We start from the raw sequence: 13,402 nt of genomic DNA on the forward strand, positions 1-13,402 counted from the left end.
TGCGGGCGGCAGCGCGCGCCGATCTGGTCGCGGCGATCGTGCGCGGCTGGCCCAACTTGGTCGCCAAGGCCTGCCTGACGACGCGCTTACGCCGCGCATTTTTTGGCTCAGATCATGATCGAGACCGGCGGCCTGCAGATCCTCGAGGAGAGCGGCGCCTATCGCGCCGCGCGCATCATGGAGATATTCGGCGTCGGCCGGCACAATGCCGCGGTGACCGAGGCCGAGGCGAAGCGCATCGTGGCACTGCCGGTCGCGCAGCGCGGTCCGGTGCTGTTCAACCGAGTCTATCGCGTCGGCAATCCCACCAAGATGCGGGAGTTCAGAAACACCGGCCCGAACGATGGCTGGCTTTGCCGCGCGGCCTCGCCGCCGATGACGGTCCTGCGCATGATGAGGTCGTTGGGCATGGGCGGCGTTCCAGGCCGCGAACACAGAGAGAACGAGTAGATGCCATCCACAGAAGGGCTGGACCGCGAACGTCGACGCGGCTATATCAGCGCCAGCTTGCCGCTGATTTGCAAAACTTTTGCCCCGGCTTGCAAAACTTCCGAAGAAAGCTTGTGATCTCAAGTGCTTCGGTGGGGAATGGTGTAACGGTAGCACAACAGACTCTGACTCTGTTTGTCTTGGTTCGAATCCAGGTTCCCCAGCCAGTTCTCCATTTCGTCATCAAAATCAGCATGTTAGGCCAGCTTGGCACATCCTAAAACGGTGTCACTCGTAACCGCTTTTCGGACCCGCACCCCGTAACCGCGACTCAATTCCGCCGCAATTCTCACGCAAGATAATTGCGTCGTCGGGCATCGGCCCGAAACAAAAGCACAGACAGAGATCCGTTTCCTCGTTCGCCTGACCAGCGGGCCAGCTCTGTTGTGTGTCTTTTTGTCTATCGCGTCCCGCCTCAAATCGATCCTCGGTATCGAGACCAAAGCCGCCGGCATCTCCGCTCCGGAGCCGTGGCTGCTCGACCTGTTCGGTGCGAGCACGACCCTGGCCGGCGTGACCGTCACGCCTAACACAGCCATGACGTGCGCGCCCGTCGCGTGCGCGGTGCGCTCCATCTCTGAGGCAGCCGGCTCGCTCCCTCTTCACGTTTACAAGAAGCTCCCGGACGGCGGCAAAGAGAAGGCCACCGACCATCCGCTTTATAAGCTGCTGCATGAGACGCCGAATAGTTGGGCGCCGGCAGCGCTGTTTCGCACTCAGCTTATGGCCGACGCGCTCTTGCAGCCGCACGGCAGCTTTGCGCTCATCAATCGGGTTGACGGTGGCAAGCCTGCCGAACTGATCCGGCTCGATCCGCAAACCCAATCCGTGGCCGTCGATACCAGCGACGTAGAACCGACCTACAAGCTCAACGGTCGAGAGATCGACGGCGCCGACCTGATCCATATCCCGACGCCGGCATATGATGCACGCAAGGGCCTTGTCGGCGAAGGCCGCAACGCCATTGCGCTCGCCTTGGTCCTTGAGCGTCACGCCTCGCGTCTGTTCGGCAACGCCGCGCGTCCTTCTGGCGTGCTGAGCCTCAAGGGCACGGTAACGGAAGCAACCCTTACGAACGCTAAGGCCGCATGGCAGGCATCCCAGGGCGGGGACAGGTCCGGCGGCACTGCGGTTTTGCCGACGGACGCCGCTTGGCAGCCGCTGACTTTTAATAGCGTCGACTCCCAGTTCCTCGAAATGCGGACGTATGCGGTTGCCGAGATCGCGCGTCTGTTTCGGGTCCCGCTCCATATGTTGATGCAGGTTGATCGTGCTCAGCCTCGCTCGATCGAATCGATTGGCCAAGAATTCCTTTCGCAAGCGCTGCTGCCCCGGCTCAAGGCTTTCGAACAGGAGCTTGAACTGAAGCTACTCACGCCGGAAGAGCGCGATCAGTATTGCATCGAATTCAACGTCGACGGCTTCTCACGCGCCGATCTGCTCGCGCGTGCCCAGGCGCTTAGCGTGGCCGTTTCAGCCAGAATTTTGAATCCGAATGAAGCCAGAGAACTTGGCTTTGGCAAGCCCGCCTATGAAGGCGGCGACGTGTTCGAGAACTTCAACACGTCATCCGCTCACGCCGGCGGCAAGCTCAACAGCAACACAAACGAACAAGAGGCCGCCTGATGCTCCGCACCGTCCACCTGCACGGCAAGCTCGGTAAGGACTTCGGCAAGTCTCATCGCTTTGACGTGGCGACTGCCGGCGAAGCTTTGCGCGCGCTCAACTGCGCATTTCCTGGCCGCTTCGTGAAGGCGATTGAGCACGGCTATTACAAGATCGTCCGAGGCGACAAGCGCAGTGGCATGCAGCTCGACCTGGACCTGATCAACAGCTTCAATCTCGGTGCTGCGGATCTCCATCTGATCCCGGTCGCGAAGGGCGCGGCGTCCAATACCACCAAGGGCACCACCAAGATCGTGCTCGGTGCTGCCCTTGTCGGTGGCGCTATCTTCCTGTCCGGCGGCATGCTCGCCACGCCGCTCGCGGCCTCAGGCATTTTGAGCGGCACGACCTACGGCACCGTTGCAGCGATCGGCCTGGGCCTCGCTCTGTCAGGCGCCTCTACGCTGCTCACCAAGCCGGCCGGCCAGCAGACACAGGCTTCCAACGGTCTCAGCGTCAACGGTGGCAACATCGGAAATTCGGGCAAGCAAGGCGACACCATTCCGCTCATCTACGGCGAATGCCTCGTCGGATCGACGCCGGTTCAAGCGTGGTCCGACGTGGAAGACATCAGCGTCTATGCCGATAACGCCGGTTCGATCGAAATGGCATTTGGGGAGGGCGGCTAATGGCTGATCTCTCTTACACGGCCTTCTTTGGCGACGGCGAGCACGTGTTCAAGCTCACCAAGTCAATGGTCGAAGAGCTCGAAAAGAAGTGCGGTCCCATCGGTGCGCTCAGCAATCGCATGTTCGCGCGATCGTTCAGTCAGGCAGATCTCTCCGAGACCATTCGGGTCGCTCTTATCGGCGGCGGCATTACGCCGAAGCGCGCCCATGAGCTGATCGTTGCCTATGTCGACGGCCGGCCGCTGGCTGAGATCTACGAACTCGCCGCGAAGATCCTTGAGCGAACACTCTTCGGCCAACCTCATGAGACCACAGATGGATAAGCTCGAAATTAAAGCTTCGCTCAGCGTTACCGACGCTGGCGAGATCACTGGCACCGCATGGCCGTTCGGCGAACCTGACACTGCCGGCGATCTCATCGTCAAAGGCGCGTTCAATTTCGTATCGAATGAGCTGCCAATCCTGTTTCAGCACAATGTGGCTGACCTGATCGGCACTTGGACCGATGCGGCGGAGACCAATGACGGGCTCGTCGTGAAGGGCAAGCTCCACATGGATCAGCCGCGCGCGCGAACTGTGCTCGGCATGATCAAGAGCGGCTTGGTCGCCGGCTTGTCGATCGGCTTCAAGACAAAATCCTCGACCCAGCAAGGACGCAACCGCGTCATCGCGGCACTCGATCTCTACGAAATCAGTGTCGTGCGTAATCCAAGCCATCCCCGCGCCCGCATTACCAGCGCGAAGAACTATGACGCCGCACTCGCGGCGGCCGATCTCATCAAGCGTTTCACGGCAACGCTGAAATCCTAAAAGGAGCTTTGAACTACCCAATGAAGACCGCGAACGAACTGGAATTCAAGGACACCGGCGAAGCCGACGATCCGACTGCCGAACTTGCCAAGCAGCTTGCCGAACTCAAGACCGCGCTCGAGACGAAGGCGGCGAACGACAACGCCAAGCTCATCGAACGCCTGGACCGCATCGAGGCTAAGGCGAACCGGCCGACCAATCGGCAGGCCGCGAATGACAATGAACCGGGTCTCGAGACGAAGGCGCTCAGCAAGTTCCTGCGCAGCGGCGTCAGCGCGCTCGACGACCTGGAGCGGAAGACCCTCAACCTGGGCACCAATACGGCCGGCGGCTACGTCGTCAGCCCCGAATACGGCAAGACCGTTATCGAGAAGCTGCGCCAGTATTCGCCGCTCCGCGGTCTCGCGAGCGCTATGACCATCGGCGCCACCGAGGTCTATATCCCGACGCTGGAAACAGATGCGGACGGCGAAGGGTGGGTCACCGAGACCGGCAATCGGACCGCAACGGAGCCGGTGTTCGGCCAGCTCAACATCAAGACGTTCGAGAATGCGCGTTATATCCCCATCAGCCAGCAACTGTTGGAAGACGCGGATATCGATCTGCTCTCATTCGTTGCCGGCCATATCGCCAAGATCACCGGCAAGGTGGAAGCCAAGGCGTTCATGATCGGCGACGGCAACGGCAAGCCGACCGGCCTGCTCAACACGCCGGCCAATTACGCATCTGTCACGGCTGCCGCCGATGCCTCCGACATCATCGCGAAGGTTATCGAGGCGTTCTATAAGCTGCCCGGTGCGTATGCGGCGAACGGCTCCTGGATCATGCGTCGTGAAACGATGGGCGCAATCCGCGCCGCTGCCGATACCGCACTCAAGGGTAACCTGTGGAGCGACGGCCTCGCGAACGGCACCCCGGCCACGCTCTTGGGTCGTCCTGTCTATGAATCGATCGACATGAGCCTTCTGCCGACCGCTACGGGCACGAGCTACCCCGTGGTTTTTGGCGACATGGCTTCGGCCTATCAGGTCGTCGATCGTGTTGGTCTCGCCCTTCGCGTTGACGACCTGACCGGCGCCGACAACGGCATCGTCAAGGTTCGCTGGCGTCGTCGCGTCGGTGGTGCACCGCTGCTCAACGAAGCCGCCATCCTCATCAAGTCAACCAAGGCTTAATCGCTGTGTGGCCCGCAAATCCACTTGCGGGCCATGCCAAACAGGACCGAATTAAATGCGTGACAGTATCAATAACCTAGGTTTTCGCGTTGCGATCGCGCCCGGCACGCTCGTTGCTTTTACAGCCGCGCCGATGGATCCTCAGCAATTTCCTACGCCCATCATCAATGGCACCTGGATTGACCGACGAGGGTTCGACAGCCTGACGTTCTGCTTCGCGGTCACTGGCATGGGTCTCTCCACCGGTGACCCGACGAAAGCGGGGTTCCTAAACTTCGTCCTTCATGACGCAATTTCCCCAGACTACAGCGATGCTGCGCTGGTAGCCGAAACGGACCAGATCGTAAGCGGCTGGGTGAATGCTGACGGCAACTTGGCCGCAAAGGTTGGGTATCTCGGTGACAAGAAGTTTGTTCGGTTGAGCCTTGTGCCGTCGACCGTGCAAGGCGCGACCAAGAGCAGCGTCGCTGTGATCGCCACGCTCGGTAACGCAACAGCGCTGCCGGTTCTGTAGAGGCAAACGTTATGCGGCTCGCAGCGAACACTTTTGCCCTCCAGCTCGGCGACAGGTCTTTTGACCTGAAGCCATCGCTGCGGGCCGCATTCGTCTTATGGGAACGTTACGACGGCTTCTACAACCTCTCGCGCCACCTCGCGGAAGGCAGCATCACCACCGCCGTCGATCTCATCAACGCAACCATCGTCGATCAGAAGGCCTGGGCATCATACGCGCTCGCGCCAGACAGCACCGTCATCCGCGACCTTGTGGCCGCATTGGGCGACCTGATCGAATTCGTTTTCGTGCTCACCGGCGCCGACGAGAAGCCGCGCGATAACGAGAGCACCGGCGAACAAATCCCCTTTGATGAAGCATTCACCAACCTGTTTGAGGTTGCGACGGGATGGCTCGGCTGGACGCCAGATGATGCCTGGGATGCGACGATCGCGGAGATCCTTGCAGCAAAGCGAGGCCGCGTGGCGATGCTCAACGCTCTGTTCGGCAGCAAGGAACAGCCCGCCGACACTTCCGACGTGACCAGCATCAAGGACGACCTGAACGCCATTGGCGACCTCACCAACCATGTGAGGCAGCGCTAATGCCCTACAAGTGTGGTCGCGTGTGTGCTTGCGGAAGGATCGTTACCGGCGAGGCTCGGTGTGTATGTCAAAACCAGCGCCGCAAGGAAGCCGACAAGCGAAGGCCCAACGCCAACGACCGCGGCTATGACAGCCGTTGGAGCAAGGCCCGCCGCACCTTCCTGGACAAACACCCGGATTGCGCCATGTGTGGCAAGCCCGCCGTCGTGGTCGATCACGTCAAGCCGCACCGTGGCGACCGAGCCTTGTTCTGGGACAAGCGCAACTGGCAACCGCTCTGCACCCATCACCACAACAGCACCAAGCAGTCTCTCGAAAGGTCAAAGTAGTCCTATGCGCCTGATCGAATTCAACGGTGAAGCTCGACCACTTTTTGATTGGGCTCAGCGCACCGGCATCAGTTCAGACACTCTCGCCAAGCGACTGAACTCCGGTTGGTCGATGGAAGAGGCCTTGACGACGCCGGTCGGCAAGCAGGGCCGAAAGCCGAAGCCGACGCTTGCGCCGTCGATTGCCCATGCCTTGCCCGCCCTTCGTGACTACCAGCGCGACATGCATGCTGCACACCGGCAGATGACGCGCTCGGTGCGCCTGTTTGTTCGCCAGATGGAAGAGCAGATGGCTGAACTACGCCATAGCCTCGACCAGCATATGGCCGCACAGCGCGAGGAAGCGCACCGCAACGCTGCGGCCTCACACACCCGGGGGGTAGGTCAAAAGGCCCAAGAAATCGTTCGCGACCGGTGCTCCCGGGTCGCGCAAGAGAGCGTCTAATTGGAGTTTTTTCGACTATGCCCGGCATCACCTTGGACCAAGCCAAAGCCCACCTGAACGTCACGATCGACGCTGACGACGCGCTGCTTACCGACAAGCTGGCGGCGGCAAAGGCTTGGGTTGGCGCCTATACCGCCTCGAATGTGGACGCGGACGGCACGCCGGTCCCGGTGAATGAGGCTGTGCTGCAATTGACGGCGCACCTCTATCAAAACCGGGAAGCATCCCTGGTCGGCGTCACCGCCCAGGAACTGCCGTTCGGTTTCCTCGATTTGCTGGCCTCTTACCGCGCGTTTTGCTTCTGAAATGACCATTTCCGATCCCTCTCTCGCCCTCCAGAAAGCCATCCGGACGCGCCTGATCGCGAGTCCGGAATTGATGGCGCTGGTCCAGGCTGAGCACGTCATGGACGCCAACGGGCGGCCGGAGATCATGCCGGCGGTCTACATTGGCGAGGGCCAGACCATTTTCCGGCGCTGGGATACGACGACGCACGCCACGCTGCACGTTTGGTTCCAGGAGCCCGGCCTGGTCCAGTGCAAAGAGGCCGTCTCTGCCATCGTCGCGGCGCTGCGGGTCGACGCCCAGGCCGCTGGCGTGCTGCCGATCGACGGCTTCACGGTTCATGACATGCAGATCACCCAGACCCGGTATATGCGCGACCCCCACGGCTCCTATAGCCATGGCATCGTCACGGTCGCGGCGATCGTCCAGCCGAGGGCGGCATGAGAGCCGGCAACCTCGACCGCATCATTGAAATCCAGCGCCGCACCACCGGCCTGGACCTCCACGGCACGCCCGTAGAGGCCTGGACCACGTTCGCCACTATGCGGGCGCAGCTGCTCAAGAATGCCACCGACGACCGGGAAGACGCGCGCGGCCACACCACCGATGCAACGCGGACCTTCCGCATGTATTACCTCGCCAGCCTCAGCCTCAACGACCGGCTGCTCTACGAGGCTCAGCAATACGAGATCATCAGTATCATCGAGATCGGCCGGCGCGTCGGGATGGACGTAACCTGCGAGAAGGCCGGTCGATGATGATCAAGTTACAGAAGCCGACGCTCCACGACTGCAATGGATCGGCCAACGCGCTCATTTTCTTGCTTCACTATCGAATAAAGTTGTGCTCCGTAAGTATGGATTTCCTCGGACACACTGCCCCATTCCTTCCGAAGGTGGCCTCGGATAAAAGAGCCTGGATTTGCTTCGGCATCCATAATCAAGTTGATGGCGCGCGAGCCGGCTCTAAGTGCGAGATCAACGAAGTCGTTCCGCAATCGTTGCGTGTCGACATCTCCCCAGACTTCTCCTCGCTGCCGTTGCAGCTTCTCGATCGAAGGCTCCAAGCGCTGAACTGCCGTGCGAAGGCCGTCCACCGCTGGACCTATCTGCACCGTGTCGAAGTCAAACCGCTCAAGAGCTTTAGCAACAACCGCGCAATTCGCCGCGACTTGCTGAACAAGGATAGCCTCGTCATTGAGTCTGGCCGCTCGCACGCTCAAGCGATCGATCAGGCTGTGATCATTCTGCCGAACAAGCTGGTCCAGTTGGGATTTGACGGGCGCAAGTGTCTTGTAAGCAGCGAAGAGAGCAACACACCCTGCGATCAATGTAGCCCCGGCACCGACAACGGCCCCAATAAACCCCAGCCAGTCTGTTCGGCTGCCCTCGCGTGCGAAAGTAATCCACGTAGCTATCCAGATGGGCAGAGTGAAAAAAGAGACGCTCATTCCCGCAAAAAAACCGATAATGGTCGTTTGGAGGCGCGAAAGTTTGTTCATACGAGGAATTTGCCTTTAGTTCGGTTTAGAGTCGAGAGGGTTGCGGCATGAAGGGCCGAAAACCACAGCTTGCAGCCGACGCCGACGCGCTCGATACCACGACCAAGCCACCTTCTTGGTTAAGCAAGCACGCCAGGGCCGAATGGCGCCGTGTTGCGCCAATCCTCATCGAGCGCCGCATCCTTACGGATACCGATCTAACGAGCTTGGAGCATTACTGCACCGCAGCCGGCCAAGTCCGGGAGATGCAGAAGATTATCGCCCATGAGGGCAGCGTGGTCATGACCGAGCGCGGCCCGCGTGCGCATCCAGCCGTCCGGATTCAGGCCGACGCCATGACCCGCGCGCGCCTTCTCGCGGCTGAACTTGGCCTGACCCCGGTCAGCCGCAACCGGCCCGCAATCCGAACCGACCAGGAAGACGATGATGGTGCATCCGACCTGGGTGTTTGATCAGACACCCATCCCGGACCCGCACGGGCGCGGCGAACGCGCCGTGAAGTTCTTCCGGGCCTTGAAGCATCCCAAATCGACCGCGCCCCGCCGCGCTTTCGAGCTTGCGTCGTTCTGGGAACGGATTCTCCGCCGGATCTACGGACCCTCCGATGCCAATGGTGATCGTGAAGTCCGGACGGTGTTCATCCAAATTCCAAGAGGGGCACGCAAGACGACGTTCGGCGCCGCGCTGAGCCTCTTACACTCTTGCGGGCATGAGAAGGTGCCCGGAGGCGCGTGCATTCTCGCTGCCAGTGCGGAGGACCAGGCCGAACTTGCGTTTGACGAGGCGCGCGCCTTCATTAAGGCCACGCCGCCGCTCGCCAAAGCAACCTACGTCGTCGAATCCGAGCTGGAGCTGGAGCACACCGCCTCCGGCTCGACCTTGAAGGCCATTCCGGCCGAGGGTGATGTTCAGCAAGGTAAGACGCCGTATTTCGTCCTGATCGACGAACTGCACGTGTGGAAAAACCGGCGACTCTGGCGTGCACTGAAGAGCGGTTTGCTCAAGGTGCCTAACACCCTCCTGGTCATCATCACGACGGCCGGACGCGGCCAAGACGGCCTCGGTTTCGAGGAATACAGCTACGCCAAAAAGGTTGCGACGGGCGAGATCGTCAATCCGTCCTATCTGCCGATCATCTTTGAGCCGCCCGCGAAATTTGACTGGCGCGACGAAAAGGTATGGCACCGCGTCAATCCCGGCCTGAAGTATGGCTTCCCAGATATCAAGGGTATGCGGCAAGCTGCTTCGGAGGCCGCCGACAAGCCGGCCGATCGCGAAGACTTCTGTTGCTACAATCTCAACCAATGGATTGACGCGGCCTCGAGCCCGTTCGTTGAACTCTCGATTTATGACGAGGGTAACGCTCCCGTTGACCTGGACGCGCTCGCTTCTCGCCCCTGTTGGCTGTCCGTAGACCTTTCCAGCAACACCGACTTGTCAGTCGTCACGGCAGCATGGCCCGACGACGAAGGCGGCTATGACGTGCATCCCTGGTTCTTTGTGCCCCGCGCCAACCTTCGCGAGCGCGAGAACAAGACCGGTGCGCCCTACGTCCAATGGGAACGCGATGGCCTGATCACGGCCACCGAGGGCAATGTTATCGACTTCGACGCCGTCCAAGCCACCATCGAAAATCTGTGCGTCCGCTTCAACGTCCAAGAGATCGCGTTCGATCCGTATCTGGCGCGCATGATGCAGGCCAAGTTGCTGGAAAAGGGTTTGCCGGTCGTCGATTTCCGGCAAGTCCCCAGCCTCATGATGCCGGCGATCTCCGAACTAGAGCGAGCAATCATCGCGCGCCGCTTCCGGCACGGCGGGCATCCTGTGCTCCGGTTCTGTTTCGCCAATGCTGAGGTTGAGCGGAACAAGCAACAGCATGCCGTCCGCTTCCACAAATCCAAGCGGTGGCTGTCCATTGACGGCGCGGTCGCGACAGCTATGGCGGTTTCCCGCGCCTCGACGGGCGAAAACAATAGGTCGCTCTACGACCATCCCGACGCCGTCAACCTGTTGAGCTGGTGACGTATGGCCGATAACGACGACCTCGACGCATACCTGGAGGCCTTGCCGGATAAGCTCACCGAGCGGCTGAGCGACGTGCTGCGCGTGCAGGCCTTTCGCCTATCTGATGCCCAACGAGAGGCATTGCGAGCGCTTGAGGCCTCGCCGGAATCGGGCGCCTTGGAAGCGTCCTGCACCGTGGCCCAGGGCGACAATGATCTTGAATACCTAGTGCAGGCCGGCGGCGACATGACGACCAAGGAAGTCCGCGAGGGCAGCGGCGAACCGTATGACTACGCGCTCGGCTTTGAATTCGGGACCAGCCGTCAGCCGGCGCGGCCCTTCTTTTACAACACCTATGAAGCTATGCGCGATGACATGCAGCAGGCAATCGACGATGCAGTTAGCGAGGTTCTGAATGACTGACACGACCAGCCGCGAGATCACCTGGGCCGGCGGCACCCATATATTCGACCTGGGGCACCCCTGGGTGCGCCGTGTCATGAGCTATCGCGGCCCGGCGCCGGCCGGCGCCTTGGGGCGCTTTGAAGCGGGTAGCTACAGCCCGGTGGACGTAGAGCGCTTGATCGAATTGGGACTGATTGGCGGAGGCATGCCCGAGAGCGACGTTGACGCGCTGCTCGATAAGCATGTGCGCGGAAAACCTCTGGCGCCGAACGTCATGCTTGCGAGCGCCGTCTTGTCTGCCCTGTTTGTGGGGGCCGACAATGGCTAGTCTCACGATCCCGGTTAGGCTCAACCTTGACCAGCTCAAGGAACAGCTTCGGCAAACGTCGTCGCTTACCGGCAACGCCACGCGCCAGATCGCCAAGCAGTTCCTCGACATGAACAAAGACCTCGCCAAGGACGCGATCTTTGCGACCATGGGGCGCGGCGCAATCGATCTCGCCGGCAAGGTCGCGCTCGCGGTTGGTGCTTACAAGCTCATGACCGCCGCGATCAGCGGCGCGCGCGAGCAGATGCAACAAATGATCGATATCGCCGACAAGGCCCAAAACCTTGGCGTATCGCCGGCATTCTTGCAGGCCTTTACGAGCGAGGCGCGGAAGCTCAAGGTTGAGGCCAGCGAGCTCGAATCCGCTCTGGATCACGCCTTCAACGCGACCAAGGAGAAGTCACCGATCGATATCGGGGAATGGGACTTCGCAGGGCAGAAGATCACCGATGTTGAAAAAGAACTTCAGGTCCTCAACGCGACCATGGAAAAGGGCCAGCGCCTTGAGGGCTTGGTATTGTTCCGAGACGCCAAGACGCAGGAGGACCGCATCCAAGCCGTGCTCGCGGCCATGATCCAGCTTGACCGGATTGGTCAGCATGCGGCGTCCCTCGACCTGGGCGAGAAGATGTTTGGGACGCAGCTGATTGACCGCATGAGGCAAGGCAAGACCAGTGCCGAAAGCATGCTCGCCACCATCAGGGAAGCGGCGGTAAATTCAGACGGCATTTTCAGCAACGCCTTGGTGCAGCGCGCGAAGGAAATGGACCAGCAACTTCAATTAGCCGAGCAACGGCTGTCCAGAGCCCTGAAACCCAGCTGGGATGACCTCGCGTCGGTGCTGCTCACGATCAAAGGGCATTGGGCCGATACGGTTGGGCTGATCGCCAAGGCCGTCGAATATACAAACAAGCTCGGTCTCACGTCTGAGACCGCCCGCAAGCGGAATGAACTCGCGGCGATCAATGACGCTATTAAGAACGGCACCGCTCTAGGGGGGCTGCCCCAGGTCACGAACATCCCCGGTGTCGGCAAGCTCTATGACGCGATCGGCGCTGAGAAGCCCCAGGACGCCTTGCGGCGGCGCCGCGACCAGCTGCAAGCCGAGATCGACGCTTCAGAACGCGGCGCTCCTGAGGGTCCAGAGCTTCCGACGAAGTCGCGGGGCACCGGCCCGGCGCCGACAAAGGTCAGCACCGGCAGCAACGTGGACAAGCTCGGCAGCGCCGCGGACAGCATCGAAAAGCGGATCGCCGCATTGCAGGCAGAGGCAGCCGCTCTCGACCTGTCCACGGCTGCACGCGAGCGCGCCAAGGTGGCTGCTCAACTCGAAACCGTTGCCATGCAGGCCAATGCTGCCGCTGGGAAAGGCGAGGGTGTTGTCACCGCCGAACAAAAGAAACGGATCGAAGAGGTCACGACCGCATACGGCGCAGCCACCGAGGCGATCGAAAAGGCCACCGTGGCTCAGTCGATCCGGCGCGCTGGACAGACGGCATTGCTAGACCCCCACGACGTGCAGATTGCCGAGCAGTTGCGGGGCCTCTATCCCGACGTGGGCACCGCCCTGAACTCGGTTGAGGCGTCGGCCATGCGGACGAACGAGGCCATGCGGTCCATCGGCAGCACCATGAGCAGCAGCCTAACGACTGGCCTCGCGGACATCCTGGACGGCACTAAGAGCGTCTCGGCTGGCTTCGCGGACATGTCCCGGGCGATCGTCCGCGCCCTGGAAGAGGCCATAATCAAAATGCTGATCGTGCAGCCCCTAATGCGGACGCTGTCCGGCGGTCTTGGCTTTGCCGACGGCGGGCTGGTCAGTGGCGCCGCACCGGTCGCCAAGGCGGACGGCGGCTACATCGCCGGACCAGGAAGCGGCACGTCGGACAGCATCCCGGCACGGCTTAGCAATGGCGAATTCGTTGTGCGAGCATCTGCCACGGCAAAGCATCGCGCGGTCCTGGAGGCGATCAATGCCGATCGCATTCCGCGCTTCGCCGATGGCGGACTGGTCGGCAACGCCGGGAGCAGCGGGGCGCCTATGATTAGCCCCGCGCATGTGATCGCGCCGCAGATCAGCGTCTCCGTGCAGGGTTCGCCCGGCCAGTCGCCCCAGGACCATCAGCGCATGGGCGAGAGTATCGCCCAGACGGCCCAGCATCACATCAAGACCCTGATCGCCCAGGAACTCCGAACCCAGCGGCGTCCGGGCGGCGTGCTGAGATAGGGCGCGTAACCC

General features: G+C 61.2%; 19 protein-coding genes and 1 tRNA gene. 19 read left to right on the forward strand and 1 reads right to left on the reverse strand.

Annotation, left to right across the window (positions count from 1 at the left end; genetic code table 11):
- The first annotated feature begins 114 nt into the window (after positions 1 to 114).
- The 14 genes from QSV46_RS02570 (at position 115) to QSV46_RS02635 (ending at position 7,683) form a co-directional block, all read left to right on the forward strand.
- A complete protein-coding gene (locus QSV46_RS02570) occupies positions 115 to 450 on the forward strand; it encodes a hypothetical protein (protein WP_314945879.1) in 336 nt (111 codons plus the stop codon).
- 132 nt (positions 451 to 582) lie between these two features.
- A tRNA-Gln gene (locus QSV46_RS02575) sits at positions 583 to 656 on the forward strand.
- Positions 657 to 885: 229 nt separating this feature from the next.
- A complete protein-coding gene (locus QSV46_RS02580; protein WP_314945882.1) occupies positions 886 to 2,115 on the forward strand; it encodes a phage portal protein in 1,230 nt (409 codons plus the stop codon).
- Complete coding sequence (locus QSV46_RS02585; RefSeq protein ID WP_314945884.1) at positions 2,115 to 2,783, forward strand: hypothetical protein; 669 nt, start codon at positions 2,115 to 2,117, stop codon at positions 2,781 to 2,783. The genes QSV46_RS02580 and QSV46_RS02585 overlap by 1 nt, the downstream gene beginning before the upstream one ends.
- Positions 2,783 to 3,106, forward strand: a complete 324-nt coding sequence (locus QSV46_RS02590; RefSeq protein WP_314945887.1) for a gene transfer agent family protein — start codon at positions 2,783 to 2,785, stop codon at positions 3,104 to 3,106. Before QSV46_RS02585 ends, QSV46_RS02590 begins: the two co-directional genes overlap by 1 nt.
- Positions 3,099 to 3,593 (forward strand): HK97 family phage prohead protease, encoded by a 495-nt coding sequence (locus QSV46_RS02595; RefSeq protein WP_314945890.1) that lies wholly within the window; start codon positions 3,099 to 3,101, stop codon positions 3,591 to 3,593. The genes QSV46_RS02590 and QSV46_RS02595 overlap by 8 nt, the downstream gene beginning before the upstream one ends.
- Before the next feature lie 20 nt (positions 3,594 to 3,613).
- A complete protein-coding gene (locus QSV46_RS02600) occupies positions 3,614 to 4,768 on the forward strand; it encodes a phage major capsid protein (RefSeq protein WP_314945893.1) in 1,155 nt (384 codons plus the stop codon).
- A gap of 55 nt (positions 4,769 to 4,823) precedes the next feature.
- Positions 4,824 to 5,282 (forward strand): hypothetical protein, encoded by a 459-nt coding sequence (locus QSV46_RS02605; RefSeq protein WP_314945895.1) that lies wholly within the window; start codon positions 4,824 to 4,826, stop codon positions 5,280 to 5,282.
- 11 nt (positions 5,283 to 5,293) lie between these two features.
- A complete protein-coding gene (locus QSV46_RS02610; RefSeq protein WP_314945897.1) occupies positions 5,294 to 5,866 on the forward strand; it encodes a hypothetical protein in 573 nt (190 codons plus the stop codon).
- A gap of 185 nt (positions 5,867 to 6,051) precedes the next feature.
- Positions 6,052 to 6,195 (forward strand): hypothetical protein, encoded by a 144-nt coding sequence (locus tag QSV46_RS02615; RefSeq protein ID WP_314945899.1) that lies wholly within the window; start codon positions 6,052 to 6,054, stop codon positions 6,193 to 6,195.
- 4 nt (positions 6,196 to 6,199) lie between these two features.
- Positions 6,200 to 6,640 (forward strand): hypothetical protein, encoded by a 441-nt coding sequence (locus QSV46_RS02620; protein WP_314945901.1) that lies wholly within the window; start codon positions 6,200 to 6,202, stop codon positions 6,638 to 6,640.
- Positions 6,641 to 6,657: 17 nt separating this feature from the next.
- Entirely contained in the window at positions 6,658 to 6,945 is a 288-nt protein-coding gene (locus QSV46_RS02625) for a head-tail connector protein (RefSeq protein WP_314945904.1), read from the forward strand.
- 1 nt (position 6,946) lies between these two features.
- Positions 6,947 to 7,369, forward strand: a complete 423-nt coding sequence (locus tag QSV46_RS02630) for a DUF3168 domain-containing protein (RefSeq protein ID WP_314945905.1) — start codon at positions 6,947 to 6,949, stop codon at positions 7,367 to 7,369.
- Positions 7,366 to 7,683 carry a phage head closure protein gene (locus QSV46_RS02635; RefSeq protein WP_314945908.1) on the forward strand — a complete coding sequence of 106 codons (318 nt, stop codon included), beginning with the start codon at positions 7,366 to 7,368 and terminating at the stop codon, positions 7,681 to 7,683. The genes QSV46_RS02630 and QSV46_RS02635 overlap by 4 nt, the downstream gene beginning before the upstream one ends.
- An 8-nt stretch (positions 7,684 to 7,691) precedes the next feature.
- Here the strand turns inward: QSV46_RS02635 and QSV46_RS02640 are convergent, their stop codons facing one another.
- Positions 7,692 to 8,426: a hypothetical protein gene (locus tag QSV46_RS02640; protein ID WP_314945911.1), complete on the reverse strand. Its 735-nt coding sequence runs from the start codon at positions 8,424 to 8,426 to the stop codon at positions 7,692 to 7,694.
- A gap of 47 nt (positions 8,427 to 8,473) precedes the next feature.
- Here QSV46_RS02640 and QSV46_RS02645 point away from each other — a divergent pair, with 47 nt between their 5' ends.
- Genes QSV46_RS02645 through QSV46_RS02665 form a run of 5 tightly spaced genes read left to right on the forward strand, consistent with a single transcriptional unit; the run spans position 8,474 to position 13,390 of the window.
- A complete protein-coding gene (locus tag QSV46_RS02645) occupies positions 8,474 to 8,878 on the forward strand; it encodes a phage terminase small subunit P27 family (RefSeq protein WP_314945913.1) in 405 nt (134 codons plus the stop codon).
- A complete protein-coding gene (locus QSV46_RS02650; protein WP_314945916.1) occupies positions 8,850 to 10,448 on the forward strand; it encodes a terminase large subunit in 1,599 nt (532 codons plus the stop codon). Before QSV46_RS02645 ends, QSV46_RS02650 begins: the two co-directional genes overlap by 29 nt.
- A 3-nt stretch (positions 10,449 to 10,451) precedes the next feature.
- The gene (locus QSV46_RS02655) at positions 10,452 to 10,853 is read left to right on the forward strand and encodes a hypothetical protein (RefSeq protein ID WP_314945919.1); all 402 of its coding nucleotides are present in this window, start codon (positions 10,452 to 10,454) and stop codon (positions 10,851 to 10,853) included.
- Positions 10,846 to 11,163, forward strand: coding sequence for a gene transfer agent family protein (locus QSV46_RS02660; RefSeq protein ID WP_314945922.1), 318 nt, complete (start codon positions 10,846 to 10,848; stop codon positions 11,161 to 11,163). The genes QSV46_RS02655 and QSV46_RS02660 overlap by 8 nt, the downstream gene beginning before the upstream one ends.
- Positions 11,156 to 13,390 (forward strand): hypothetical protein, encoded by a 2,235-nt coding sequence (locus QSV46_RS02665; RefSeq protein WP_314945925.1) that lies wholly within the window; start codon positions 11,156 to 11,158, stop codon positions 13,388 to 13,390. The genes QSV46_RS02660 and QSV46_RS02665 overlap by 8 nt, the downstream gene beginning before the upstream one ends.
- Positions 13,391 to 13,402: the final 12 nt, after the last annotated feature.

The sequence above is a fragment of the Bradyrhizobium cosmicum genome (assembly GCF_032290525.1).
Classification (GTDB): Bacteria; Pseudomonadota; Alphaproteobacteria; order Rhizobiales; family Xanthobacteraceae; genus Bradyrhizobium; species Bradyrhizobium cosmicum_A.